Annotated in this window: 25 protein-coding genes; 14 read left to right on the forward strand and 11 right to left on the reverse strand. The window is 71.7% G+C overall.

What is annotated here, in order from left to right; all coding sequences use genetic code 11:
- The first annotated feature begins 49 nt into the window (after nucleotides 1–49).
- Nucleotides 50–499 carry a DivIVA domain-containing protein gene (locus ACGFWI_RS17790; RefSeq protein WP_393906880.1) on the forward strand — a complete coding sequence of 150 codons (450 nt, stop codon included), beginning with the start codon at nucleotides 50–52 and terminating at the stop codon, nucleotides 497–499.
- Entirely contained in the window at nucleotides 496–1101 is a 606-nt protein-coding gene (locus ACGFWI_RS17795; RefSeq protein WP_393906881.1) for a DNA-3-methyladenine glycosylase I, read from the forward strand. The genes ACGFWI_RS17790 and ACGFWI_RS17795 overlap by 4 nt, the downstream gene beginning before the upstream one ends.
- Nucleotides 1102–1175: 74 nt before the next feature.
- Here the strand turns inward: ACGFWI_RS17795 and ACGFWI_RS17800 are convergent, their stop codons facing one another.
- Nucleotides 1176–1976, reverse strand: coding sequence for an enoyl-CoA hydratase-related protein (locus tag ACGFWI_RS17800; RefSeq protein ID WP_393906882.1), 801 nt, complete (start codon nucleotides 1974–1976; stop codon nucleotides 1176–1178).
- A 323-nt stretch (nucleotides 1977–2299) separates the two neighbouring features.
- Here ACGFWI_RS17800 and ACGFWI_RS17805 point away from each other — a divergent pair, with 323 nt between their 5' ends.
- Nucleotides 2300–2467, forward strand: a complete 168-nt coding sequence (locus ACGFWI_RS17805; RefSeq protein WP_006603288.1) for a DUF3117 domain-containing protein — start codon at nucleotides 2300–2302, stop codon at nucleotides 2465–2467.
- Between the two features lie 156 nt (nucleotides 2468–2623).
- On the opposite strand, the gene ACGFWI_RS17810 is transcribed toward ACGFWI_RS17805, so the two are convergent.
- Nucleotides 2624–3220, reverse strand: a complete 597-nt coding sequence (locus ACGFWI_RS17810) for an O-methyltransferase (protein WP_393906920.1) — start codon at nucleotides 3218–3220, stop codon at nucleotides 2624–2626.
- Nucleotides 3221–3593: 373 nt separating this feature from the next.
- On the opposite strand from ACGFWI_RS17810, the gene sigE reads away from it, so the two are divergent.
- The 5 genes from sigE to ACGFWI_RS17835 all read left to right on the forward strand — a co-directional run bounded on the left by sigE (nucleotide 3594) and on the right by ACGFWI_RS17835 (nucleotide 9258).
- On the forward strand, nucleotides 3594–4286 hold the full coding sequence (gene sigE / locus ACGFWI_RS17815) for an RNA polymerase sigma factor SigE (protein ID WP_030085683.1): 693 nt from the start codon (nucleotides 3594–3596) through the stop codon (nucleotides 4284–4286).
- Entirely contained in the window at nucleotides 4283–5242 is a 960-nt protein-coding gene (locus ACGFWI_RS17820; RefSeq protein WP_393906883.1) for a zf-HC2 domain-containing protein, read from the forward strand. Before sigE ends, ACGFWI_RS17820 begins: the two co-directional genes overlap by 4 nt.
- 859 nt (nucleotides 5243–6101) lie before the next feature.
- Entirely contained in the window at nucleotides 6102–7892 is a 1791-nt protein-coding gene (locus tag ACGFWI_RS17825; RefSeq protein WP_393906921.1) for a trypsin-like peptidase domain-containing protein, read from the forward strand.
- A 116-nt stretch (nucleotides 7893–8008) separates the two neighbouring features.
- The gene (locus ACGFWI_RS17830) at nucleotides 8009–8494 is read left to right on the forward strand and encodes a sec-independent translocase (RefSeq protein ID WP_393906884.1); all 486 of its coding nucleotides are present in this window, start codon (nucleotides 8009–8011) and stop codon (nucleotides 8492–8494) included.
- Nucleotides 8495–8613: 119 nt separating this feature from the next.
- Nucleotides 8614–9258 (forward strand): hypothetical protein, encoded by a 645-nt coding sequence (locus ACGFWI_RS17835; protein WP_393906885.1) that lies wholly within the window; start codon nucleotides 8614–8616, stop codon nucleotides 9256–9258.
- Between the two features lie 93 nt (nucleotides 9259–9351).
- Here ACGFWI_RS17835 and ACGFWI_RS17840 read toward each other — a convergent pair whose 3' ends face one another.
- The 3 genes from ACGFWI_RS17840 to ACGFWI_RS17850 are packed head-to-tail and all read right to left on the reverse strand — an operon-like array spanning nucleotide 9352 to nucleotide 12481.
- Complete coding sequence (locus ACGFWI_RS17840) at nucleotides 9352–10509, reverse strand: Mrp/NBP35 family ATP-binding protein (protein WP_393906886.1); 1158 nt, start codon at nucleotides 10507–10509, stop codon at nucleotides 9352–9354.
- 42 nt (nucleotides 10510–10551) lie between these two features.
- Nucleotides 10552–11133 carry a DUF1003 domain-containing protein gene (locus ACGFWI_RS17845; protein ID WP_393906887.1) on the reverse strand — a complete coding sequence of 194 codons (582 nt, stop codon included), beginning with the start codon at nucleotides 11131–11133 and terminating at the stop codon, nucleotides 10552–10554.
- Nucleotides 11123–12481 carry a magnesium transporter MgtE N-terminal domain-containing protein gene (locus ACGFWI_RS17850; RefSeq protein WP_393906888.1) on the reverse strand — a complete coding sequence of 453 codons (1359 nt, stop codon included), beginning with the start codon at nucleotides 12479–12481 and terminating at the stop codon, nucleotides 11123–11125. The genes ACGFWI_RS17845 and ACGFWI_RS17850 overlap by 11 nt, the downstream gene beginning before the upstream one ends.
- Before the next feature lie 197 nt (nucleotides 12482–12678).
- Between ACGFWI_RS17850 and ACGFWI_RS17855 the strand changes: the two genes are divergently transcribed.
- Nucleotides 12679–13461, forward strand: a complete 783-nt coding sequence (locus ACGFWI_RS17855) for a hypothetical protein (protein WP_393906889.1) — start codon at nucleotides 12679–12681, stop codon at nucleotides 13459–13461.
- 106 nt (nucleotides 13462–13567) lie between these two features.
- Here the strand turns inward: ACGFWI_RS17855 and ACGFWI_RS17860 are convergent, their stop codons facing one another.
- Nucleotides 13568–14113 (reverse strand): hypothetical protein, encoded by a 546-nt coding sequence (locus ACGFWI_RS17860; protein WP_393906890.1) that lies wholly within the window; start codon nucleotides 14111–14113, stop codon nucleotides 13568–13570.
- An 87-nt stretch (nucleotides 14114–14200) separates the two neighbouring features.
- Nucleotides 14201–15328, reverse strand: coding sequence for a magnesium and cobalt transport protein CorA (locus ACGFWI_RS17865; RefSeq protein WP_393906891.1), 1128 nt, complete (start codon nucleotides 15326–15328; stop codon nucleotides 14201–14203).
- A gap of 503 nt (nucleotides 15329–15831) precedes the next feature.
- Between ACGFWI_RS17865 and ACGFWI_RS17870 the strand changes: the two genes are divergently transcribed.
- Nucleotides 15832–16416 carry a suppressor of fused domain protein gene (locus ACGFWI_RS17870; RefSeq protein ID WP_393906892.1) on the forward strand — a complete coding sequence of 195 codons (585 nt, stop codon included), beginning with the start codon at nucleotides 15832–15834 and terminating at the stop codon, nucleotides 16414–16416.
- A gap of 98 nt (nucleotides 16417–16514) precedes the next feature.
- Here the strand turns inward: ACGFWI_RS17870 and ACGFWI_RS17875 are convergent, their stop codons facing one another.
- The gene (locus ACGFWI_RS17875; protein WP_393906893.1) at nucleotides 16515–17777 is read right to left on the reverse strand and encodes an MFS transporter; all 1263 of its coding nucleotides are present in this window, start codon (nucleotides 17775–17777) and stop codon (nucleotides 16515–16517) included.
- A gap of 247 nt (nucleotides 17778–18024) precedes the next feature.
- Here ACGFWI_RS17875 and ACGFWI_RS17880 point away from each other — a divergent pair, with 247 nt between their 5' ends.
- The 3 genes from ACGFWI_RS17880 to ACGFWI_RS17890 all read left to right on the forward strand — a co-directional run bounded on the left by ACGFWI_RS17880 (nucleotide 18025) and on the right by ACGFWI_RS17890 (nucleotide 20497).
- The gene (locus ACGFWI_RS17880) at nucleotides 18025–18663 is read left to right on the forward strand and encodes a DUF6758 family protein (RefSeq protein ID WP_392373975.1); all 639 of its coding nucleotides are present in this window, start codon (nucleotides 18025–18027) and stop codon (nucleotides 18661–18663) included.
- A gap of 166 nt (nucleotides 18664–18829) precedes the next feature.
- Nucleotides 18830–19684, forward strand: coding sequence for a PHP domain-containing protein (locus ACGFWI_RS17885; protein WP_393906894.1), 855 nt, complete (start codon nucleotides 18830–18832; stop codon nucleotides 19682–19684).
- Between the two features lie 207 nt (nucleotides 19685–19891).
- Nucleotides 19892–20497, forward strand: coding sequence for a MarC family protein (locus ACGFWI_RS17890; RefSeq protein WP_393906895.1), 606 nt, complete (start codon nucleotides 19892–19894; stop codon nucleotides 20495–20497).
- 140 nt (nucleotides 20498–20637) lie between these two features.
- Here ACGFWI_RS17890 and ACGFWI_RS17895 read toward each other — a convergent pair whose 3' ends face one another.
- Nucleotides 20638–20790 (reverse strand): hypothetical protein, encoded by a 153-nt coding sequence (locus tag ACGFWI_RS17895; RefSeq protein ID WP_393906896.1) that lies wholly within the window; start codon nucleotides 20788–20790, stop codon nucleotides 20638–20640.
- Nucleotides 20791–20993: 203 nt separating this feature from the next.
- On the opposite strand from ACGFWI_RS17895, the gene ACGFWI_RS17900 reads away from it, so the two are divergent.
- On the forward strand, nucleotides 20994–21920 hold the full coding sequence (locus tag ACGFWI_RS17900) for an NYN domain-containing protein (RefSeq protein WP_393906897.1): 927 nt from the start codon (nucleotides 20994–20996) through the stop codon (nucleotides 21918–21920).
- A gap of 139 nt (nucleotides 21921–22059) precedes the next feature.
- Here the strand turns inward: ACGFWI_RS17900 and ACGFWI_RS17905 are convergent, their stop codons facing one another.
- Together ACGFWI_RS17905 and ACGFWI_RS17910 are read right to left on the reverse strand one after the other, a co-directional pair.
- Complete coding sequence (locus ACGFWI_RS17905; protein WP_393906898.1) at nucleotides 22060–22542, reverse strand: SRPBCC domain-containing protein; 483 nt, start codon at nucleotides 22540–22542, stop codon at nucleotides 22060–22062.
- 151 nt (nucleotides 22543–22693) lie between these two features.
- Nucleotides 22694–23560, reverse strand: coding sequence for an alpha/beta fold hydrolase (locus ACGFWI_RS17910; protein WP_393906899.1), 867 nt, complete (start codon nucleotides 23558–23560; stop codon nucleotides 22694–22696).
- Between the last annotated feature and the right edge of the window lie 65 nt (nucleotides 23561–23625).

Here is a 23625-nt window from a genome sequence, read left to right on the forward strand (position 1 = left end):
ACACCCGCATGGCACGATCAGTGCAGGCACATAGTCCGGGGAGTTGGTCGTGTTCTGGTTCTTGCTGATCGCGATGGTCGTGGTGGTGGCCGCCGTCACCCTCGTGGTCGTCGGCGGTGGTGACGGCGGCGGGCTGCGGGATTCCGAGCCGGACCGGCTGTACGATCCGCTGCCGCAGGACCGCCCGGTGGTCCGCGTCGATGTGGAGGCCGTCCGTCTCCCGGTGACCGTCCGTGGCTACCGGATGAACGAGGTCGACGACGTACTGGACCGCCTGGGCGCCGAGCTGGCCGAGCGCGACGCCCGGATCGCCGAGCTGGAGGCGGCGCTGGCCGGTGCGCATGCGTCCGCCATGGGCGGCCCGGGGCTGATACAGGACGGCCCGCCCGTTCTCGGGCCGGTGAAGGACGTAACGCCCGAGCGCGGGCCGGGCGACCGGGAGTCCCCCGAGACCCCCGGAGCACCCGGCACCACCCCGGAAGGCGGGGATCAGGCATGAGCGGCGTGGTGACGGAACCGGACGGCATCCCGCGCTGCCCGTGGGGCATGCAGTCGGCGCAGATGGCCGACTACCGCGCCTATCACGACACCGAGTGGGGCCTGCCGGTCCACGGCGACGACGCCCTCTTCGAGCGGATGAGCCTGGAGGCATTCCAGTCCGGGCTCTCCTGGATCACGATCCTGCGGCGCCGCCCCGGCTTCCGCACCGCGTTCGCCGGCTTCGGGATCGCCGAGGTGGCGCGGTTCACGGACGCGGACGCCGAGCGGCTGCTCGCCGATCCGGGCATCATCCGCAACCGCGCCAAGATCGCCGCGACGATCAACAACGCCCAGGTCGCCGCCGAGCTGGCGGCGGGTGAGCTGGACGACCTGATCTGGTCCTACGCCCCCGACCGGGCCGGCCGGCCGGTGCCGCGGACGCTGAGCGATCTGCAGCCGGTGACCCCGGAGTCGACGGCGCTCGCCAAGGACCTCAAGAAGCGCGGCTTCCGCTTCGTCGGCCCGACCACCGCCTACGCGATGATGCAGGCATGCGGCCTGGTCAACGACCATCTGGCGGACTGCCATGTCCGCCAGGCCGTGGAGGCGGCGGCCGGCTGACCCGGACCGGACGACGGGGCCGCCGGCCGGGAGGTGCGGGTCACCGGCCGGCAGGTGCGGGTCAGCGGGACCGGTCAGCGGCCCAGGAAGACCGGCTTCTGCTTCTTCACGAACGCCTCGACCGCGATCTGGTGGTCCTCCGACGCCCCGGCCCGGCCCTGCAGCTCGTCCTCCTTGCCGAGGGTCTCGGCGAGCGAGTGCCCCGCCCCGTAGGCCAGTGACTCCTTGATCGCGGCATACGCGGCGGTCGGGCCCTGGGCCAGCCGGCGGGCAACGGCCGCAGCCTCTCCGGCCAGTTGGTCGGCCGGGACCACCTTGTTGGCCATGCCCAGGTCGTAGGCCTCCTGGGCGCTGACATTGCGCGGGAAGAGCAGCAGATCGGCGGCCCTGCCGTGCCCGATCAGCCGGGGCAGCGTCCAGGACACCCCGGAGTCGGCGGTCAGCGCGACGCCGGCGAAGGAGGTGTTGAAGGACGCGGAGTCGGCGACCACGCGGTAGTCGGCGGCCAGCGCAAAGCCCGCACCGGCGCCCGCGGCGACCCCGTTGACGCCCGCGACGACGGGCTTGGGCATCTCGGTCAGCGCCGTCACGATGGGGTTGTAGTGCTCACGCACGGTGTTCATGGTGCCGCCGGAGCCGGTGGCCCGGTCCTCGGCCAGCAGGCCGATGTGCTCCTTGAGGTCCTGCCCGACGCAGAAGGCGCGCCCGGTGGCGGTCAGCAGAACGGCGCGTACGGCCGGATCGGCGGCCGCCTCCTTCAGGGTGTCCCGCAGCAGGACCTTCGCCTCGGTATTCATCGCGTTCATCGCGTCGGGGCGGTTGAGAGTGATCGTCGCGAGTCCGTCGGTCACGTCATAGAGCACGGTGTCGGCCATAGTGGGAGTCCCCTCCGTCGCGGCTCGGACTGCTCGGCAGCGGCAGTCAGCGCTCAGGATGCCGGAGATCATCGGGCCTCGGCATGTGACGTACATCAAAGATTGCGGGCGCGTCGGAGGTCGGCGGGCGGAGAAGTATTACAGCCACCTCACCGAATTGAGGGGGTTTGCGGGAGCGCGTTGCTGAAGGGATGCTGCCCGATGTTGGTCATCGGGTCGTTCGATGCGGGATAATGGCCTGGAAGCAATGTGTTCGATGCCGGTGACACGTGCCTATTCGGGCCGTCGGCTGAGATGAGCTGGTTTCAGGAAGGGGAACGAGCATGGCGGCCATGAAGCCGCGGACGGGCGACGGCCCGCTCGAGGTGACCAAGGAGGGGCGGGGCATCGTCATGCGCGTTCCGCTCGAAGGCGGCGGGCGGCTCGTCGTCGAGCTGACCCCCGACGAGGCCAAGGCGCTGGGTGAGGCCCTGGACAAGGTCACCGTCTGACAAGGGCGGCGCAACCGGCGGTTTCCCGGGGCTGACCCCGGTATCCCCAGCCGAATTACCCCGGCCCCGGCATGTGGCGCGCAGTTAAGGCGCGCCACATGCCGGGGCGGTTTTATGTTCTGGGGCCGGGACGGGACAGCCCGCTTGCCGGGCCGGTCAGCCGCGCTTGACCGCGCAGAGCAGTCCGTCGCCGACCGGCAGCAGGGCCGGCACCAGCGTGGTGCTCTCCCGGATGGCCCGCAGCAGTTCCCGCAGCCGCAGCACCTCGGCGGGCTGCAGCGCCGAGTCGACCGTACGGCCGTCGGCGAAGACGCCCTCGAAGCAGATCAGGCCGCCGGGGCGCAGCAGACGCAACGATTCAGCGAGGTACTCCAGGCACTCCATGAGGTCGCCGTCGCAGAACACGAGGTCGTAGCCGCCGTCCGCGAGACGGGGGAGTACGTCCAGGGCACGGCCGGGAATGAAGCGGGCGCGGTTCCCGGCGAAGCCGGCCGCACGGAACGCCTGCTTGGCGAACGTCTGCCGCTCCGGTTCGAGATCCACGGTGGTCAGCACCCCGTCGGGCCGCATGCCGTGCAGGAGGTAGATGCCCGACACGCCCGTGCCGGTGCCGATCTCGGCGACCGCTTTGGCGTCCGCGGTGGCCGCGAGCAGGCGCAGGGCTGCTCCGGTGCCGGTCGTCACCGTACGGATGCCGGCTTCCCGCGCGCAGTCACGGGACCACCGCAGGGCGGCCTCGGCGCTGTCGTCGATGGTCCCGGCGCCGTACGCCTCGGCGAATGCCAAGCTCGTCTGCCGGTTGCCGGTAATGGCCCTCTCCTGTCCCCGTAGTTGACGCAACCGTGACTGTATCCGCTGCGTGCGGGAACCCGCAGATGGGACCGCGCGTTATGGAGAGGTAGGGGGATGACGGGGGGACGCACCGGTGAAGACCGCGCGAGACACGAAGCAAGACCAGAAGCAGGACCAAATGCAGGTCAAAACTGCTTATCCGGAGCTAACGGGCGAGGTGGATATGGTAGGGGCTCTACTGGACACCACCAGAGCCACCAGGGGAGGTGCGGCTGCGGCGGGTGACCGAGGGGTGCTGAGGCGCTTGAAAAGGTCATATGCCGAGCCGAAATCCGTGACAAACACTGCTGACCGTTCCCGCCCCCATGGCCCTAAGGGCATGGGAGGGGCCCCCGTCGCCGACTCCGCAACCACCGCGACCTTTGCCGCAGACGCGGATGCGCAGGCGTGGACTCCGCCCAGCTGGGAGGAGATCGTCAGCACCCACAGTGCACGGGTCTACCGCCTTGCCTATCGCCTCACCGGCAATCAACACGACGCCGAGGACCTCACCCAGGAGGTGTTCGTCCGCGTCTTCCGCTCGCTGTCGACGTACACCCCCGGCACCTTCGAGGGCTGGCTGCACCGGATCACCACCAACCTCTTCCTGGACATGGTCCGCCGTCGTCAGCGCATCCGCTTCGATGCGCTCGGTGACGATGCCGCCGAGCGGCTCCCCAGCCGCGAGCCCTCACCGCAGCAGCACTTCAACGACACCCACTTCGACGCCGATGTGCAGCAGGCGCTGGACACCCTTGCGCCCGAGTTCCGTGCCGCCGTCGTCCTGTGCGACATCGAAGGCCTGTCATACGAGGAGATCGCCGCGACGCTCGGTGTCAAGCTCGGTACGGTCCGCAGCCGGATCCACCGCGGCCGTTCCCATCTGCGCAAGGCCCTCAAGCACCGCGCGCCGGCCACCCGTGCCGAAGAACGTGAGCAGCGGCGGTCGCTGGCCGTGGTGCCCACGGGGGAGGTCGGAATCGCGTGAGCGGCAGTGGCGGTCCGTCCCCCGCCGAGCAGCATCTCGGCGACCGCCTCGCGGCCCTGGTCGACGGCGAGTTGGGGCATGACGCACGCGAGCGGGTGCTCGCGCATCTTGCGACATGCGGACGGTGCAAATCAGAGGCCGACGCTCAGCGTCGGCTGAAAAGCGTATTCGCCGAGACGGCACCCCCCGGTCCCTCCGAGGGACTGCTGGCACGACTGCAGCAGCTGCCCGGTGGCGACCTCGGCGGTCCCGGCAGCCGGCTCGGCAACGGCAGCTTCGGACGCGGCGACTTCGCCCGTGGCGGCGGCGCGTTCGGCTACGTCCCCTCCGACGGCCACTCCGGCCATGCCATGGCAGCGATTCCCCCGCAGCCCCGCGGGCGCGGTTTCCGTGTGCAGGAGAGCGACCGGCCCGCACAGCGGCGTCGGTTCGCCTTCGCGGCGGCCGGTGCGGTCTCCCTCGCGGCGTTCGCACTGGGTGGCGCCCTCCCGTTGGAGGCGGCCGTCGATCTGCCCGGCGGACGCGTCGACGGCGGCGGCACGGCCGTCACCCCGCTCAGCGTCAGCCCGGCGGCCGACGGCAACGCGCTCCTGCGCGGTGAGGAATTTCCCGCCAAGAATTCCCGGTCCGGTGCCTGGCAGCCGTCCGGCGGACCGACCATGGCCCCGGCCCCCAGCGCCATGACCCTGTACGGCCCCACCGCGGCGCCCTCCTCCTCGCAGTCCTCGGCGGCATCGCCCGCCCCGGCCGGACGCTTCGGCCTGTCGCCGCTGATAGCCGCGACCGGTCCGGCATCGGCGTACCACCTCGCGCCGCTGGCCTCCGCTACCGGCAACACCCCCGTGCGGAAGAGCCCGCCCGCGCCCCCGCCCCTGGAGCCGATGCGCCCGCTGAGGGGTTCCCTGACGGCAGCAGCGGCCCCCTCCGCCCCTGGCTCAACCACCGCCCAGCGCTGACCGTCCCCTGCGCAGCCCCGCGCGGAACTGGTTGAATCGCTGTGGCGCGGCGCTCCCCTGACCGGGCGCGTACCGCGAGGTGGTGGTGGCCCGCGCACGGCCGCGGGCGAATTCTGGGGAGAGCATGGACGACGGTAAGGCCGCCGGGCCGAAGCTGAAGTGGTGGAGCCGCCCGGGAGGCACCCCGCGCACGGAACCGTCCGCCGAGGCCGGTCCGCAGGTGATACCGCCCGCCGGAGGCACGGCGGACGAGGCGCGGGCCGGCGCGTCCGGCACGTCCGACGTGCAGGAGGCGGAGGACTGGATCGTGCGTCCGCCGGAGCCGCGCAAGGGCTCGGGGACAGGCGTGCCGCCGGAGTCGTCCGGGAACGCCGGGGCGGCCGAAGCGGACGCCACGGCCGAGGAGTTGGCGTCGGCGCAGGGTGCGACTGCCGCGGACGCGCCGCCCCAGGAGGATGCCGGGGCCATGGGCGCCGGGACGAGCGGTGCGCGCCCGGCCCCCTCGACCGTGACGCTCGGCCGGGTGCCCGGCGGCGCGTGGGACGAGGCGCAGCCGGGTGCACGGGGCGAGGCGTCGGATGAAGCGGCCACGACCACGGTGGCAGCCTCCGCGCCGGCCTCCGCATCCGCCTCGGTACCTCTCCCGGCAGCGGCCGAGGCTCTGGGCGAAGCGCCGCAGCGGCAGCAGCCCTTGCACGCCGAGGACCCGTACGGCACCCCTCCGTACGGCGGTCCCGGGCCGTGGGCGCCCGCGCCGCCCGTACAGCGACCGGTGGCGACCCCCGCGCACGGCACCGTCCTCCCGCCGGCCGCCGGGCCGCAGCCCCCGTACGCGGCCCCGGCCGCCCCGCAGGCCGCGATGCCGGGCGCGGGCCACCCGGGCCACCCGCAGTCACCGCCGTCCGCTCCGCCGACCGTTGCGCCGGGGGCGACCGGCGAGGACCGCTCGGCGCTCGCGCACGCCGGCGAGCAGCCGCATCCGGCCGGGACGGCCGAGGCCGCGCACCCCCGGCCGGCTGTCGAGCCCCGCGCCTCCCAGCAACCGGGACTCCAGAAGTCCGGCCCCCCGCAGCCGCCTTCCGCCCCGAGCGCCGCCTCCCGGGCCGACGCACAGCCGTCCCACGGTTCGCCGTCTCACGGTCCGCAGACCAACGGTCCGCAGCCCCATGGCCCACAGCCCCATGGCCCACAGACCCACGGCCCGCAGTCCCACGGTCCGCAGACCACTGCCCCGCACACCGCCGGCCCGCAGACCACCCCCCTGGACACCGTGGCCGGACCGGCCGCCGGATCCGACGGGGCGGCGCAGGACGGCGCCTTCGTCCCCCACCCCGGCGATGGTGGCCCCCGCCCGGCAGCCGCAGCCGCGCCCTACACCGCCCAGCCGCAGCCGCGGCCTTTCTCCGGCCTGCCCGGCGACCACGGGCCGGCCTCCGCCCAAGGACAGCCCCCCGGCGCGCACGGCGCCTGGCAGCAGTACGACCCCTGGAGCGCGCCGCTGCAGGGCGGGCCCGTCGCTCCGTCGCCGCAGGACCGGCGCCGTCGCCGGGGGCCGCTGGTCGCCGGCGCGGTGGCGCTGGCGCTGCTCGCGGGAGGCATCGGCGGCGGCATCGGCGCGTATGTCGAGCGCTACGGCGGGATCAACGACATCAAGCTTCCGCAGTCCGCCGGTGACGAGGGGGGCCGCCGGCCCGACAGCGTCGCCGGGATCGCGCAGACCGCACTGCCCGGCGTGGTCACGATTCACGTACGGGGCAGCGCCGAACAGGGGACCGGCACCGGCTTCGTCCTCGACCGCCAGGGGCACATCCTCACCAACAACCATGTCGTCCAGCCGGCCGGCAGCGGTGGCGAGATCTCGGTGACCTTCAGCGGCGGCCAGACGGCCAAGGCCAAGGTCGTCGGCCAGGACGGCGGCTATGACCTCGCCGTCATCCAGGTGGAGGACGTCACGGGACTGCGGCCGCTCACGCTCGGCAACTCCGACGCCGTGCAGGTCGGCGACCCGGTGGTGGCGATCGGCGCCCCGTTCGACCTCGCCAACACCGTCACCTCCGGGATCATCAGCGCCAAGCAGCGCCCGATCACCGCGGGCGGCGAGAAGGGCGACGGCAGCGATGTCTCGTACGTGGACGCGCTGCAGACCGATGCGCCCATCAACCCCGGCAACTCCGGCGGCCCGCTGGTGGACGCCAAGGCTCGGGTGATCGGCATCAACAGCGCCATCCGCGCGGCCGACAGCGGCAGCGGCCTGAACGGCGGCGCCCAGGGCGGCAGCATAGGGCTGGGCTTCGCCATACCGATCAACCAGGCCAAGCGGGTGGCCGAGGAGCTGATCAACACCGGCCGGGCGACACATCCGGTGATCGGCGTGACCTTGGAGATGGAGTACGCCGGCGACGGGGCGCGGGTCAGCGAGCACAGCAAGAGCGGCAAACCGCCGGTCACCCCGGACGGCCCCGGTGCCAAGGCCGGGATCAAGGCCGGTGATGTGATCACCGAGGTGGACGGTGCGCCGGTGCACAGCGGCGAGGAGCTGATCGTCAAGATCCGCAGCCACCGGCCCGGCGACACGCTGATGCTCACCGTCCAAAGGGGCGGTAAGGATCGGTCCGTACGGCTCAGCCTGGGTTCCTCCAGCACGGGTTGATCGTTTGCATGGTGTTGGCACGGGTGACTCCCGCCCGACGTACGGGGCCAGGTACCGTGATAGGCGGCCTGGCCCATAGGCCGACGAAGGCCACGGATTACCCAAGGAGCTGCAAGGTGTTCTTCGACATAGGACCCCTCGAGCTGGTGGCGCTCGTGATCCTTGGCGTGCTCGTCTTCGGCCCGGACAAGCTTCCCAAGGTCATCCAGGACGTCATGGGCTTCATCCGCAAGGTGCGGGCGTTCTCCGACAGCGCCAAGGAAGACATCCGCAGCGAGCTGGGGCCGGACTTCAAGGACTTCGAGTTCGAGGACCTCAAGCCCAAGAACTTCGTGCGCAAGCATGTCCTGGAGAAGGACGAGTACGGCCTCAAGGACCTTCAGGACATCCGTAACGGCTTCGACCTCAAGAAGGAGATGGCCGAGGTCACCGACGCCGTCCACGGCGAAGACAGCGCCTCTTCCGCCACGCCCTCGAACGGCTCAGGTCCCAGCCTGTCCAAGGAGTCCCCGGCCTCCTCCGCCGGCCGCCCCGACATGGTGAAGAAGACCGGAAGCCCTCAGCCGGACGAGCGTCCGCCGTTCGACGCCGACGCCACCTGACACACACCGGTATGACCGGCTGTGTTGACGCCTATGGCTATGCTCCGGGTGTCCGGGGTTCGGTCGCCTGAGGGGGGCGGGCCGCCCACGACGCAGGGCAACAAGGAGGCTCCGCGCAGATGGAGACGACGAGTCGGACAGCGGCACAAGAAGTGTCCGCGGAGGCCGGCCGCAAGGTCGACGGCTATCTGCTGGCCGCGTTCCCGTGGTACGGCCTCGACGAGGCGTTCACCGGTCCGCGCTGGCTGATGCAGGTCGGCGCGGCCGCGGACGGCACCGTCGAGCACGGCGCCACCGGGCACGGCGAGGAGCCCACCATCAAGGTGGAACCGCCGCAGGACGAGCGGTTCGCGGTCGTGGTGACGGTCGCCAGCCGCCCCGTACGGCGCAGTGCCGACGGCACCGGCGTACTGGAGGCGACCTCGGTCTCGACGGCCGCCTGGCTCGCCGGGTCGGGGCTGCTCGCGCAGACCTGGCCCACCCAGATGGACCGGACGCTGCGCCAGGACTGGCTGGACCAGCAGACGATGATCGCCTGGGAGCTGGCCGACGACCTCGGCGGCGGGAGCTGGAGCGAGCTGATGCTGCCGGTGGACGGCGTGCCGACGTCGTTCGCCTACCGCGAGTCCGAGTACGGCTGGGTGCTGGCCGGCTCGGCGGGCGAGGACCCCGAGGGCGTGCACATCGGGGCCTACGGGCGCGGGATGAGCGCCTACGGACTGGGCTTCTCGGTGATCAAGGATCTCGCCGCGTACGAGAGCTGAACGGGCACACGGAAAGGGGCGGACCCGTGCGGGCCCGCCCCTTTCCGGCGTCATCCGGGAGCCGGCGTCCGCGTCGGGGGGCCGGCCGCGGTCTCAGAACTTGTTGCGCGGGGTGATACCGAGCGACATGCCCTGCAGACCCCGCTGCCGGCCGCCCAGCTTGCCCGCGATCGCGCGGATCGCCGCGCCGGCGGGGGAGTCGGGGTCGGTCAGCACGACCGGCTTGCCCTCGTCGCCGCCCTCGCGCAGCCGGACGTCGATCGGGATGGCACCGAGCACCGGCACCTGCGTACCGGTCGTCTTCGTCAGGCCCTCGGCGACCCGCTCGCCGCCGCCGGTGCCGAAGACATCGACCATCTCGTCGCAGTGCGGGCAGGGCAGCCCGGACATGTTCTCCACCACGCCGACGATCTTCTGGTGGGTCTGCACGGCGATCGAACCGGCCCGCTCGGCGACCTCGGCGGCGGCCTGCTGCGGGGTGGTGACCACCAGGATCTCGGCGTTCGGCACCAGCTGCGCCACCGAGATCGCGATATCGCCGGTGCCCGGGGGCAGGTCCAGCAGCAGCACGTCCAGGTCGCCCCAGTAGACGTCGGCGAGGAACTGCTGCAGCGCGCGGTGCAGCATCGGGCCGCGCCAGACGACGGGCGCGTTGCCCGGGGTGAACATGCCGATCGAGATGACCTTCACGCCGTTCGCCGACGGCGGCATGATCATGTTCTCGACCTGGGTGGGCCGGCCGTCGGCACCGAGCATGCGGGGTACGGAGTGGCCGTAGATGTCGGCGTCCACGACACCGACCTTCAGACCGTCGGCCGCCATCGCCGCGGCGACGTTGACCGTCACCGACGACTTGCCGACGCCGCCCTTGCCGGAGGCGACGGCATAGACCCGGGTCAGCGAACCGGGCTGGGCGAACGGCACCTCGCGCTCGGCGGTGCCGCCGCGCAGCGACGTGGTCAGCTCCTTGCGCTGCTCGTCGCTCATCACGTCCAGCTCGACGGCGACGCTGGTCACACCGGCGACGCGCGCGACGGCGTCCCGCACGTTGTTGGTGATCGTCTCGCGCATCGGACAGCCGGAGACGGTGAGGTAGACCGCGACCGCCACCGCGCCGTCCGCCGCGATGTCCACCGATTTGACCATTCCCAGGTCGGTGATGGGGCGGTGGATCTCGGGGTCGTTCACCGTGGCGAGGGCTTCGCGGATCGCGTCCTCGCTCGGCGCGCCTTGGGGCATGTCGGTAGCCATGTCCCGATGGTACGGCGCGTGAGGGTGCCTCCGGAAAGCCCGTCAGCGGTCGCGTTCATCACTCTCCGCGCCGACCGGCCGCGGCGGCCCCAGATCCCTCAGCAAATCCTGGAGCTCGGAGCGGATCCAGTCGCGGGTGGCGACCTCTCCCAGGCCGAGCCGCAGCGCCGCGATCTCCCGGGTCAGATACTCGGTATCGGCGATGGAGCGCTCGTTCTGCTTGCGGTCCTGCTCGTGGGTGACCCGGTCGCGGTCGTCCTGGCGGTTCTGCGCCAGCAGGATCAGCGGCGCGGCGTACGACGCCTGAAGCGACAGCGCCAGCGTCAGAAAGATGAACGGGTACTGATCGAACCTCAGTCCACTGGGGGCCGTGGTGTTCCAGATGACCCACAGGATGATGGTGACGGTCATCCAGACGATGAAGCGGCCGGTCCCCAGGAAGCGGGCGATCTTCTCCGAAAGCCGCCCGAACGCCTCCGGGTCGTACTCCGGCAGGAACGTACGGCGCGGTGCGCGCGGCTGGTCGAGGCGCACCCGCGGCCGGTCCGCGGGGCCCCGGCGCATCGCCGAGGCCCCGTTCGCCCGCGACCGCTCCCTGCCGCTCTCCCGCTCCTCAGCGCCCATCCGTACGCTCCCCGAGGCGTCTGTCGCCGTTCAGACCGGCCTCGGCCGAGCCGTGCAGCCCGTCCTCCCGCCAGTCGTCCGGCAGCAGATGGTCCAGCACGTCGTCGACGGTGACGGCGCCCAGCAGGGCCCCGCTCTCGTCCACGACCGGGGCGGCGACCATGTTGTACGCGGCCAGATAGCTGGTCACCTCCGGCAGCGGGGTATCCGGCGGCAGGGCCGGCAGATCGGTGTCGGCGATCGAGCTGACGAGGGTGAACGGCGGGTCGCGCAGCAGCCGTTGGAAGTGCACCAGGCCCAGATACTTGCCGGTGGGTGTCTCGTCCGGCGGCCGGCAGACATAGACCTGGGCGGCCAGTGCGGGGGACAGGTCCGGGTCGCGCACCCGCGCCAGCGCATCGGCGACGGTCGCGTCCGGGCGCAGCACGATCGGCTCGGTGGTCATCAGCCCGCCCGCGGTGCGCTCCTCGTACGACATCAGCCGCCGCACATCGGCGGCCTCCTCCGGCCGCATCAGCGCCAGCAGCCGTTCCTTCTCCTCCTCCGGCAGCTCGGAGAGCAGATCGGCGGCGTCGTCCGGGTCCATCGCCTCCAGGACGTCGGCGGCCCGCTCGTCCTTCAGCTTGCCGATGATCTCGACCTGGTCGTCCTCCGGCAGCTCCTCCAGGACATCGGCCAGCCGGTCGTCGTCGAGCGCCGCGGCGACCTCGGCGCGCCGCTTGGCGGAGAGATGGTGCAGTACGCCGGCGAGGTCGGCGGGCCGCAGCTGTTCGAAGGTGGCGAGCAGGCTCTCCGCGCCCTGCCCGTGCTCCTCCAGCGAGAATCCGGTCACCGCCGACCACTCCACGGTCAGCGTCTCGCCCGCCCGCCTCCCGACACCGCCCTTCGCAGGAGGCGCTTCGCGCCGCAGGATTCTCCGGCGCAGCGCCCCGCCCTTGCCCTTGCGTACGAAGACCTTGTCGATCTCCCAGTCGCGCCGGGCCGGCAGCTGGGTGATGCCGATGTCGAGGACGGTGACCTCCTCACCGGTCTCCACCAGCTGCACCCGCCGGTCGAGCAGCTCCCCGAGCACCAGCGTCTCGGACGTCCGCTGCTCGAAGCGCCGCATATTGACCACGCCGGTGATGATGATCTGGCCGGACTCCACCCCGGTCACCCGCGTCATGGGCACGAAGATCCGGCGCCTGCTGATCACCTCGACGACCACCCCGAGTATCCGCGGCGGGCGGTCGCCCACCCGCAGCAGCGCGACGAGATCCCGCAGCCGGCCGACCTGGTCGCCGTTGGGGTCGAAGACGGCGATGCCGGCGAGATGGGAGACAAAGACCCGGGGAGTCACCACTGCCATGCAGAGTGCCACCCTTTCTCCCGTTCAGCCCCGAAATATGGCATCAATTCGGGTTCAGGCTAACGTGCCCCGGCCTGCGCCGCCCCGGTGGAGGAGGCCGTAGGGTGACCGCCACACACCCCGCCGAAGACCGTGCGCGGTCCAGGTACGCTGCCGTACTGCTGTCGAGGTCACCCGCATCAGGAGGCAGAGCCGACGTGAGCGCCATCGCCCCGGGGGCCGGCCCCCTCCCCCTGGCCGGAACCCGCCGTACGGGACGGGCCGCGCTCGTGGGGGCGGCCTGTGCGGCACTGGCCGTGGCGCTGACCGGCTGCGGGGGCAGTGGGGACCCGGACGCCGGCACCAACGGCGTGGGGAAGCTGCCCGCCGCGAAGATCGAGTCCAAGGCGCGGGCCGCGGCCGAGCACGCCGACACGGTGCACCTCTCCGGCAATGTCGTCAGCCAGGGCCGCACCTACAAGCTCGACATGCGTCTGGCGAAGGACGGCGCGAAGGGGGAGCTGACCACGAAGGCGGCCGCCTTCCAGCTGCTGCGGGTCGGCGATGCGCTCTATCTGAAGGCGAACGCGGCCTTCTGGGCCGGTGAGAAGAGCGGTGCCTCGGGCCGGCCCAACCAGGCGGCGGACAAGCTCGGCGGCAAATACGTCAAGGTGCCCGCCGGCGACCCGGTCTACAAGCGCTTCAGCGGCTTCACCGACAAGGACACGCTGCTCGCCGGCCTGCTCGGGCTGCACGGCAAGCTGACGACCGGTGACCGCAGCGACATCGACGGGGCCCGCACCATCCGGGTGGCCGCCGGCGCGGGCTCCGGCGGCACCCTGGACGTCTCGCTGGAGGGCACGCCCTACCCGCTGCGGCTGCATCGCGCCGGTGGCGCGGGGGTCGTCCGGCTGGCCGACTGGGGCCGGAGTGTGGACCTCAAGGCCCCGGCCAAGGGCCAGGTCGTGGACTACGGAGCCAAGATCTCCGGCAAGGGCTGAGAACCGGCAACGGACCGCGGCCCGGCCGCTCGCCGGGCCCGCCTCACCGGGCAGCCCTCAGGGCCCGGCCCCTCACACGACGGGCCCGGCCCGTACGTCCCGGGCCTCAGCTCTTACGCCCCCGCCGCCGCAGCAGCAGCTTCGGCAGCGCGGCCGGGGCGGGACGCCGGGTGATCGCGGAGGTCTCCAGCGGCGGTGCGGCGTGCGAGTCCTCCGGCATCCGGCCGGGGCGCTGCTCCGCCTCCCCGGTCGGCTCCAGCCGCAGCACCCGGCACTCGCGCGCCCAGCGCTCCGTGAGGGTGTCGGCGTCCGGTGCGTTGAGGCGCTTGCCCTTCAGCTCGTCGACGGCGGCCCGCCAGGCCTCGCTCTCCGGCGCCGGCTCGACGACCCTGGCCTGCCAGCTGATCAGCCGGCCGCCCTTGTCCTTGCTGCGTACGGTGACCGTCGCCGTACCGCCGTCGGTGAGCCCGAGGTCGGCCAGCGGCTGTTCGGCGGTTCCGTCCCCGACGAGGCAGGCGGCTCCGTCGTGCCACAGATGCCACAGCGCACGGGCCGGGCCGGCGTTCCCCCGCACCCAGATGAGGCCGGATTTCTTCGTGGCCTCTTCGATGAGCGCCCGATCCTGCAGGGCCTGCGACACGATCTCCGTCATACGGCCCAGCCTAATGGCCCCGGCCCGGTCGGTCCGGGGCCGCCCAGGCGCTGAGATACGGCGGAGCCGGAGGCGGCGGGGTCCCGGTCACAGCCATCCGTTGCGCTTGAATCCGCGGTGGATGCCGAAGCAGATGGCGACCGTCACCATCATCATCGCCGGATAGCCGAACTTCCAGTGCAGCTCGGGCATGTAGTCGAAGTTCATGCCGTAGATCCCGGCGATCATCGTGGGAACGGCGAAGATCGCCGCCCATGCCGTGATCTTGCGCATGTCCTCGTTCTGCGCGACGGCCGCCTGTGCGAGGTTGGCCTGCAGGATGGAGTTGAGCAGATCGTCGAAGGACAGCACCTGCTCGTTGACCCGTGCCAGGTGGTCGGCGACGTCCCGGAAGTACTTCTGGATGTCGGAGTCGACCAGCCGCATGGGGCGCTCGCTCAGCAGCTGCATCGGCCGCAGCAGCGGCGACACCGCGCGCTTGAACTCCAGTACCTCACGCTTGAGTTGGTAGATCCGCCCGGCGTCGCCGCCCTTGGGGGAGCCCTTGCCGCCGTTGCCCTTGCCGTTGGTGCCCGAGCTGAAGACGTCGATCTCCACCTCGTCGATGTCGTCCTGGACCGCGCCGGCCACCGCCATATAGCCGTCGACGACCTGGTCGGCGATGGCGTGCAGCACCGCGGACGGCCCCTTGGCCAGCAGCTCCGGGTCGTCCTGCAGCCGGTGCCGCAGCGCGCGCAGCGAGCCCTGGCCGCCGTGCCGCACGGTCACGATGAAGTCCCGGCCGGTGAAGCACATCACCTCGCCGGTCTCCACCACCTCACTGGTGGCGGTCAGCTCGGTGTGCTCCACGTAGTGCACCGTCTTGAAGACGGTGAACAGGGTCTCGTCGTAGCGCTCCAGCTTGGGCCGCTGGTGCGCGTGCACGGCGTCCTCGACGGCGAGCGGGTGCAGCCCGAACTCCTGGGCGATACCGGCGAATTCGGCCTCGGTGGGCTCGTGCAGCCCGATCCAGGCGAAGCCGCCCTCGGCCCGCGCCCCGGCCATCGCCTCGGCCGGGGTGACGTGCTCGCTCACCCGGCGGCCCTCGCGGTACACACCGCAGTCGACGATGGCGCTGTTCGTGCAGACCGGGGCGGACTTCTCGTAGTGGTACGGGGTGCCGTCGCGGCGCCGGGACGGACGGACGGCGGCACGCAGGTCACGGATCATCGACATGGCAGGCTCCTTCACGGGCCGGCCGTCAGCTGCGAGCGCGGGGCGCAACGCTGCCCGGAACGTGGACGTACAAGGCGTCATCGGCTGTACGTCCGCAAAGCGGGCGGCGCTCCGTGCGGGGACACTGACGGCAGTTCGCAGAAAACACGGAACAAAGAGTCGAAGGCGCTCTTCCGTCATCTACATCCGGCGCAAAGGTGCTTCCCTGGTTTCGCCGCTGGGCGGCGGGGTACGGAAGCTCTCGGATCAGGAGATTCGCTGCGCGAAGGGGATGACAGGAGAACTATCGGTACTGCACGGTCGACTCGGATCCACCGCAGCCCCACCTCCTCCGGCCGGTCCCCGTTGGGGGACGACGTCATTCCCTGACCAGACGGCAAGGCTATCAGCCGCCTGAAGCGTTACGGCGCCGCTTTGCCCGTTCGATACGAATAACGGGGGCGCTGCGGAGCAGCTCGTGGAGCGGTGACGGCCGGGCGAAGGGCCCGGCCTATGCTCACGGCATGTCTGACGTTCTTGAGCTGGTCGAGGCCCGGTTGCGGACGACCCTGGGCGAGCCGGACGCGCGCGCCGCCGTCACGTTCCTCGGCACCGACCGTATCGAGGTCCTCCGCTTCGTGGACAACGGGGTGGTGCGTTACGCCACGCTCGGGATGTCCGCGCAGCCCATGGCCGATCCCACCGCGGTGCTGGCCGACCCCCTGCGCGGCCCGCGTGCCGAACTCCTGCTGTCCGTACGGGCCGGTCGCGTGGAGAGCGACAAGGTGCTCAGGCCGCTGGCCGTGCTCGCCGCGTCGCCGCAGGTCGAGGGGGTGGTCGTGGCTCCCGGAGCCTCGCTGGACGTGGGGGAGCCGCTGTGGCCCGAGGCGGCTTTCACCTCGGTTCTGGTCGCGTCGCCCGGGGGGCTCGTCGAGGACCTCGAACTCGACGAGCCGAGGGAGCCGGTCCGCTTTCTGCCGCTGCTGCCGATGACGCCCAACGAGGCCGCCTGGAAGCGGGTGCACGGTGCCGAGGCCCTGGAGAAGCGGTGGCTGGAGCACGGCACGGACCTGCGCGACCCGCTGCGTACGGGCGTCCCGCTCGACTGAGCCGCGCGCCGCGTCCCCCTCCGGACGGGAGGGCGGACGCGGCGTCAGTTTCCCTGCTCCGGCAGGCAGTCGGACGGGGGTGAGGTGCCCGGCCCCCGTCAGTTGGCGAAGACCGTGACCCCGTCCTCCGTGGCGTGCTGCGGCTCCAGCGCCTCGGCCTCGGTGGTCAGTACCCGGCGCCGGACGGCGACGATGCCCGCGCCGATCGCCGCCGCGACCGCCGCGACCACGAACGGGACATGGATGTCGGTCCACTCCTCGATCTTCGGCGCGAGGAACGGTGCGGCCGCAGCGGCGAACCACCGCACGAAGTTGTAACCGGCGCTCGCCACCGGGCGCGGTGCGTCCGAGACGCCCAGCGCCAGCTCGGTGAAGACGGTGTTGTTCAGGCCGATGAAGGCGCCGGAGAGGACCGTGCAGACGATGGCGGTGGTGTGGTCGCCGTAGCCCAGCACGAGCAGGTCGGCGGCGAGCAGCAGCAACGAGCCGCCCAGCACCTTCAGCGAGCCGAAGCGGTGCTGCAGCCGGGGCGCCACGAGCACCGAGAACACCGCGAGCAGCACACCCCAGGCGAAGAACACGCCACCGGACTTGTACGGCGACATGTTCAGCACGAACGGGGTGAAGGCCAGCACCGTGAAGAACGCGTAGTTGTAGAAGAACGCGGAGACGGCGGCGGAGGCCAGCCCGCCGTGGCCGAGTGCCTTGACCGGGTCGAGGAGCGAGGTCTTCCGGGCGGGCCCGGGCTGCTCCTTGAGGAAGGCCGTGATGGCGAGGAACCCGATGGCCATCAGGGCGGCGGTGCCGAAGAACGGATAGCGCCACTTCATGTCGCCGAGGACCGCGCCGAGCAGCGGACCGCAGGCCATGCCGAGCCCCAGCGCGGACTCGTAGAGCAGGATCGCCGCCGCGCTGCCGCCGGCCGCGGCGCCCACGATGACCGCCAGCGACGTGGACACGAACAGGGCGTTGCCCAGTCCCCACCCGGCACGGAAGCCGACGAGTTCGCCGACCGACCCCGACATGCCGGAGAGCGCGGCGAAGACCACCACCAGTGCCAGACCGGCCAGCAGCGTCTTACGGCCGCCGATGCGGCTGGAGACGAAGCCGGTGACGAGCATCGCGACGGCGGTGATCAGGAAGTAGGAGGTGAAGAGGAGGGAGACCTGACTGTTGGTGGCGTGCAGGCCCCGGGCGATCGAGGGGAGGATCGGGTCGACGAGGCCGATGCCCATGAAGGCCACGACCGAGGCGCCCGCCGTGGCCCATACGGCCTTCGGCTGGCGGAGGATGGACGTACCGCCCTCCTCGAACGGATCGTCCGCGCCGCTGCCGTGGCCGCTGCTCTTCGTGCCGCTCATGCCGCGGTTCCCCTTCCGTTGCCGGGTTGCGTATCCCTGTTCCGCGGTCCCGCTGGACCACCGAGATCGTTGACGTTTACACACAATAAGTTAGGTACGCTAAAGAGTGCAAGTGGCAACTACTTTTCCGGTGGGACACGGCGGACCGGGGAAGCGGTCAAATACGCGGCGGCGTACGTGATTCGGGGCACACCGGTCGGGTGATCGTCCTTGACGCGGCGGCGGGGCTGGAGGACCGTGGATGCCTATGAGGGGCGAACCCAGTTGCCCGAAGTGCGGAGGCCGGGTAAGGGCGCCCGGTCTCTTCTCCGACACCTGGCAGTGCGCGCTGCACGGCACCGTGCATCCACTCCAGCCCGTCGTCCCGCCGAGCGTCGAGGCGCTCGGCGTTGTCGTGCACCGCGCACAGGTCCCCGTATGGATGCCCTGGCCGCTGCCGGTCGGCTGGCTGTTCACGGGCGTGGCCTGTGCCGGCGACGACCGCAGCGGCGGCCGCGCGACCGCCGTGGCCTGCACCGGCCCCGGGCCGCTCGGCGGCCCTGGTGAACTGCTGCTGATCGCCGAGGAACTGGGCGTCGGACTCGGCGCGCGCTATGCCGGAATCGACGGCCCCGACCCCGGCCCCCATATGTGCGTGGACAAACCGCCGCACGCCAAGGTGCTCGCCGCCGGCCGCCCGACCGCGTTGTGGCATGTCGACGATGCGCCCGCGGACCGCGCGGTCTTCGCGGGCGAGGCGCGCGGGCTGTGGCTCTGGGCGATCGCCTGGCCCGAGCAGTCGGGGCTGCTGCTCTACGACGAGCTGGTGCTGACGGATCTGCGCGAGGCCGGCGCCGAGGTGGATCTGCTGCCGTGCGGGGCCATCTCGCCGCGCATTCTGGGCTGAGGGCCGGCCGCGGCGCCGGCGGGGTGGCGTCACTCACGGTCCGACGGGCGCCGGGCGCTACCGGCCGCCCGGTATCCTGCTGAGGTCCCCCTACGGTGTGCCTCCACCCGGCGTTCCTGCCGGGCCCCGTCCCGTATCCGTCCCGCAGCAGTCTGGAGTCCGCGTCGTGCGCATCGATCTGCACACCCACTCCACGGCGTCCGACGGTACGGACACCCCCGCCGAGCTGGTGCGAGGCGCCGCGTCCGCGGGTCTGGACGTCGTCGCGCTGACCGACCACGACACCGTCGGCGGCCATGCCGAGGCGCGCGCCGCGCTGCCCGCGGGGCTGACGCTGGTCACCGGCGCCGAACTCTCCTGCCGGCTCGACGGGGTGAGCCTCCATATGCTCGCCTACCTCTTCGACCCCGAGGAGCCGGAACTCGCCCGTGAGCGGGAGCTGGTGCGGGACGACCGGGTGCCGCGGGCCCAGGGCATGGTCGCCAAGCTGCGCGAGCTCGGTGTGCCGGTCACCTGGGAACAGGTCGCCCGGATCGCCGGCGACGGCGCCGTGGGGCGGCCGCATATCGCCACCGCCCTCGTCGACCTGGGCGTGGTCGGCTCCGTCTCGGATGCCTTCACCTCCGAGTGGCTCGCCAACGACGGCAGGGCGTACGTGCAGAAGCACGAGCTCGACCCGTTCGACGCGATCCGGCTGGTCAAGGGCGCCGGCGGGGTCACCGTCTTCGCGCATCCGCTGGCCGTCAAGCGCGGCTCCTGCGTACCGGAGAGCGCGGTCGCCGAACTCGCCGCGGCCGGTCTCGACGGCATCGAGGTCGACCACATGGACCACGACGACCCGACCCGCGCGCGGCTGCGCGGCCTGGCCGCCGACCTCGGCCTGCTGGCCACCGGATCGAGCGACTACCACGGCAGCCGCAAGACCTGCCGCCTCGGCGAATACACCACCGATCCCGAGATCTACGGCGAGATCGTGCGCCGCGCGACCGGCGCCTTCCCCGTTCCCGGCACGGGCGGCTGAGCCCCCGCGCGGCCGGTGGCCGCGGCGCGCGCCCCGTTCCCCGGGATCTTCAGCGACATCTGTCCGGTGCCGTCCGGGCCGGTGCGGATACCGCCCCGCGTCCGCCGTCGCCCGCCGACCACCCACTCCCCGTCCTTCCTTACGGGGCCGCTCCCGCGCGCCGCCCGTGAGCGTTCATCCCGTACCACCTCTCACAAGGCCTTCACCGTGTTCGACATCGCTGTCTTCAGTACGCTCTTCGTCACCCTCTTCGTGATCATGGATCCGCCGGGTATCACTCCGATCTTCCTGGGCCTGACCTCCGGCCGGCCGGCCAAGGTGCAGCGCCGGATGGCCTGGCAGGCGGCCACCGTCGCCTTCTGCGTCATCGCCGTCTTCGGCCTCTTCGGCCGGCAGATCCTGGGGCGGCTGCACATCTCGACGCCCGCGCTGATGATCGCGGGCGGGCTGCTGCTTCTGCTGGTCGCGCTGGACCTGCTGACCGGGAAGTCGGAGGAGCCGACCCAGACCAAGGACGTCAATGTGGCGCTGGTGCCGCTGGGCATGCCGCTGCTGGCCGGGCCCGGCGCGATCGTGTCGGTGATCCTCGCGGTGCAGCATGCGCACGGCTTCGCCGCTCAGCTCTCCGTCTGGACGGCGATCGCGGCGATCCATGTGGTGCTGTATCTGGTGATGCGGTTCTCGCTGGTGATCATCCGTCTGATCAAGGACGGCGGAGTGGTCCTGGTGACGCGGCTGGCGGGCATGATGCTCTCCGCGCTCGCGGTGCAGCAGATCATCAACGGTGTGCTGCAGGTGATCCAGGGGGCCTGACGCCGGCCCGGGTTCCGAGAGGCGGCCGCGGACACCACAGCGCCCCCGTACGACGTGTTCGTACGGGGGCGCTCGTGCGGTGCGGCCGTGCGCGTGCTCGGCCGGCGGCGCTGTCGCTTCGTCGGGCGGCGGGGTGGGTGCTAGCGGGCGGCGGTGTCGGCCGGGCGGATGTAGATGCGCTGGCCCGTTGCGGCGGCCTGCTGCACGATCCGGTTGACGGAGGCGGCGTCCACGACGGTGCTGTCCACGGCGCTGCCGTCGACATCGTCCAGGCGCATGATCTCGAAGCGCATACGGCTTCTCCCTTCGTCTGATCCTCCTGCGGAGAACTCTTGGGTGCACGAGCTGCGCGGCGTCGCTGCCGAGCGCTCTGTAGAGGTATAACGACCTGCCCAGTGCAATCATTCCCTACGCTAAAGAAAAATTTCGACGGCCTAAATACGACGGGTGAGCGCGGTTGTGCCCGCGCACTGACCGCCCGGACAATGGATTCCGTATGAACGACGTCCGGCCCACGGGCCCCACCGACCTCACCGCGCTCACCGCCGGGATCGAGCGCACCAACGAGCTGCTCACCCGGGTGCTCGCCGAGGTCGCCACCACCCCGTCCACCCACGCGGCCTTCGTGGACGCGGGCTATGTCTACGCCGCGGCGGGGCGGCTGGTCGCCGGTACGGAGGACCGCAAGGCCTTCGACCTCGATGCCGAAGGGATCATCGAGGCCTTCATCGACAAGGCCCGGATGATCTTCCCGGACAGCCGGCTGCTGCGCGTCTACTGGTACGACGGCGCCCGCCGCCGGATCCACACCCAGGAGCAGCAGCGGATCGCGGAGCTGCCCGATGTGAAGGTCAGGCTCGGCAACCTCAACGCCAACAACCAGCAGAAGGGCGTCGACTCCCTGATCCGTTCGGACCTGGAGTCGCTGGCCCGGCACCGCGCGATCACCGATGCCGTCCTCATCGGCGGCGACGAGGACCTGGTCTCCGCGGTGGAGGCGGCGCAGGGCTATGGCGCACGGGTGCATCTGTGGGGCATCGAAGCTTCCGGCGGCCGCAATCAGGCCGAGCCGCTGCTGTGGGAGGTCGACAGCGCGCGCACCTTCGACCTGGAGTTCTGCAAGCCGTACGTCACCCGGCGGGTCGGCGTCGAATACAGCGACCAGACGGCGGGCGAGGGCCCGGCACCCAGCCGTGAGGAGGTCCGCTTCGTCGGCGCACAGATCGCCGCGCAGTGGCTGTCGGAACGCGGCCGTGAGTGGGTGTCCGGGCTGCTGCCGGGCCATCCGTATTTGCCCGGCGCCGTCGACCAGGAACTCCTGACCGCCGCGGAGGCGCTGCTGCGGCACTCCCTGCGCAGCCATGCCGATCTGCGGCGGGTCCTGCGCGACGGCTTCTGGGACCACGTCCAGGCGCAGTACTAGAGGCGGTCCGATGGATCATGGCCGGGCCGGGTCGGGTCGGGCCGGGTCGGGTCGGGCCGGTCGGGTCCGCAGGGTCCCAAGAGTCCTACGGAGCGCGACTGTGCACGGCGCGCCCGCGGCGCCGGAGCGCGCAGGCCGCTCAGGCCCTCGCCAGCAGCTCCGTGAGGCGGTCGAAGAAGCTCGCCCAGCCCGCCTCCGCCTGGCGGTACTGCTCAGAGGTGAGGTTGCCGCCGAGCTGGCGGAAGGCCATCTGCGTACCCTCGTCGAGAGCGGTCAGGGTGACCCGGACGATCTCGCCCTCGGCGCCGCTCGGCGCGGAGGCGTCCTCGAGCGTGAACTCCAGCCGCTCCGGGGCGGCCACCTCGCGGTAGACACCGGAGAACGGCAGCTCGCTGCCGTCCGGGGTGCGCATGATCAGACTCCAGACCCCGCCGGGCCGCACGTCCATCGTCATCCGGTCGGCCGGTACCGCCAGCTCCCCGCCGAACCAGTACGCGAAGTGCTCGGGCGTCGTCCACGCCTCGAAGACCAGCTCACGGCGGGCGCCGAAGGTCCGGGTGAGCGCGATGCCGTGGGGGTCGTCCTCGGCGCCGGCCGGGTGAGTCGCCGGATTCTCGGTCATGGTCGAGCCCTTCGTACGAAGTGGTGCCGGCCGGGCGCCGGTGAGGGCCCGCCTTCCTCGATGCTCGCCGAACCGCCCGGCGCTGTCCTGGCGACACCGTCCGCTCGGCCCACACCGCCCGGCGCCGCAGCGTCCCGACGGCCGGACGCGCTCAGCCCACGCCGCTCCAGAAGCCGGCGAGCGCCTCGGCCGTCTTCTCCGGCCGTTCGGCGTTGGGGGAGTGCTCGGCGCCCTCGATGACGGTGCGCCGGGCGGCCAGCCGCTCGGCCATCGCATCCATCGACGGCACCGGCCAGGCGTAGTCGACGGCCCCGGACACGACATGGGTGGCAAGCCCCGTACGGGCCAGCTCCGCCACCCGGTCGGGCTCCGCCAGCATCTGACGGCCGGTCGCGATCAGCTGCTCGGGGACGGTGTTCAGCCAACGACGGTGCAGGAACGCGCCGATTTCCGGCGGCGTCGCCGCGTCCGCCGCCTCCGGAGGATCCAGTTCGCGCATCGCCCGCCAGACGCTCTCCATGTCGAGCGTGCCGAGCGCCTCGATCAGCATCCGCACCCGGGCCTGCTGGGACGCCTCGATGGCGGCGGGCCCGGAGCTGAGCACGGTGAGCGAGCGGAACGGGGCCGCGTCGAGCAGCACGGCGGCCCGGGTGACCAATCCGCCCAGCGAGTGCCCCAGCAGATGCACCGGCCCGCCGTCCGGCTCCCGCAGGGCCTGCGCCTGGGCCAGCACATCAAGGGCCAACTCCCTTTGCGCATAAGCCCGTTCATCGTGGGGCCCGGAAGATTCGTGCTGCCCGCGCCCGTCCACGGCGACCGCCCGGAAACCGGCCGCGGCGAGCGGTGCCAGCAGGGCGATGAAGTCCTCCTTGCTGCCGGTGAATCCGGGCACCAGCAGGGCGGTCCCGATCGGCGCGGCATCGGGCCGGGCGTCGTGCACGGCGAAGGTGCCGCGCGTGGTGTCGAGTCGGTATGCACGTGCGCACGGGGGCAGTGTGAGGGTGGGCGGCCTGCTCATGGGGTGAGGTTATCCGGGCCGGACGCGAAACCGGGCCGGGACGCCGACGACCCGGCACCCGCGGA

Source organism: Streptomyces sp. NPDC048434 (genome assembly GCF_043200375.1).
Classification (GTDB): domain Bacteria; phylum Actinomycetota; class Actinomycetes; order Streptomycetales; family Streptomycetaceae; genus Streptomyces.

What these genes read in the sequence shown, in the direction of transcription:
- ACGFWI_RS17795 (WP_393906881.1), top strand. Translation starts at nt 496, where the DNA reads ATGAGCGGCGTGGTGACGGAACCGGACGGCATCCCGCGCTGCCCGTGG.
- ACGFWI_RS17800 (WP_393906882.1), bottom strand. Translation starts at nt 1,976, where the DNA reads ATGGCCGACACCGTGCTCTATGACGTGACCGACGGACTCGCGACGATC.
- ACGFWI_RS17805 (WP_006603288.1), top strand. Translation starts at nt 2,300, where the DNA reads ATGGCGGCCATGAAGCCGCGGACGGGCGACGGCCCGCTCGAGGTGACC.
- ACGFWI_RS17825 (WP_393906921.1), top strand. Translation starts at nt 6,102, where the DNA reads ATGCCGGGCGCGGGCCACCCGGGCCACCCGCAGTCACCGCCGTCCGCT.
- ACGFWI_RS17835 (WP_393906885.1), top strand. Translation starts at nt 8,614, where the DNA reads ATGGAGACGACGAGTCGGACAGCGGCACAAGAAGTGTCCGCGGAGGCC.
- ACGFWI_RS17840 (WP_393906886.1), bottom strand. Translation starts at nt 10,509, where the DNA reads ATGGCTACCGACATGCCCCAAGGCGCGCCGAGCGAGGACGCGATCCGC.
- ACGFWI_RS17845 (WP_393906887.1), bottom strand. Translation starts at nt 11,133, where the DNA reads ATGGGCGCTGAGGAGCGGGAGAGCGGCAGGGAGCGGTCGCGGGCGAAC.
- ACGFWI_RS17850 (WP_393906888.1), bottom strand. Translation starts at nt 12,481, where the DNA reads ATGGCAGTGGTGACTCCCCGGGTCTTTGTCTCCCATCTCGCCGGCATC.
- ACGFWI_RS17860 (WP_393906890.1), bottom strand. Translation starts at nt 14,113, where the DNA reads ATGACGGAGATCGTGTCGCAGGCCCTGCAGGATCGGGCGCTCATCGAA.
- ACGFWI_RS17865 (WP_393906891.1), bottom strand. Translation starts at nt 15,328, where the DNA reads ATGTCGATGATCCGTGACCTGCGTGCCGCCGTCCGTCCGTCCCGGCGC.
- ACGFWI_RS17870 (WP_393906892.1), top strand. Translation starts at nt 15,832, where the DNA reads ATGTCTGACGTTCTTGAGCTGGTCGAGGCCCGGTTGCGGACGACCCTG.
- ACGFWI_RS17875 (WP_393906893.1), bottom strand. Translation starts at nt 17,777, where the DNA reads ATGAGCGGCACGAAGAGCAGCGGCCACGGCAGCGGCGCGGACGATCCG.
- ACGFWI_RS17880 (WP_392373975.1), top strand. Translation starts at nt 18,025, where the DNA reads ATGAGGGGCGAACCCAGTTGCCCGAAGTGCGGAGGCCGGGTAAGGGCG.
- ACGFWI_RS17895 (WP_393906896.1), bottom strand. Translation starts at nt 20,790, where the DNA reads ATGCGCTTCGAGATCATGCGCCTGGACGATGTCGACGGCAGCGCCGTG.
- ACGFWI_RS17900 (WP_393906897.1), top strand. Translation starts at nt 20,994, where the DNA reads ATGAACGACGTCCGGCCCACGGGCCCCACCGACCTCACCGCGCTCACC.
- ACGFWI_RS17905 (WP_393906898.1), bottom strand. Translation starts at nt 22,542, where the DNA reads ATGACCGAGAATCCGGCGACTCACCCGGCCGGCGCCGAGGACGACCCC.
- ACGFWI_RS17910 (WP_393906899.1), bottom strand. Translation starts at nt 23,560, where the DNA reads ATGAGCAGGCCGCCCACCCTCACACTGCCCCCGTGCGCACGTGCATAC.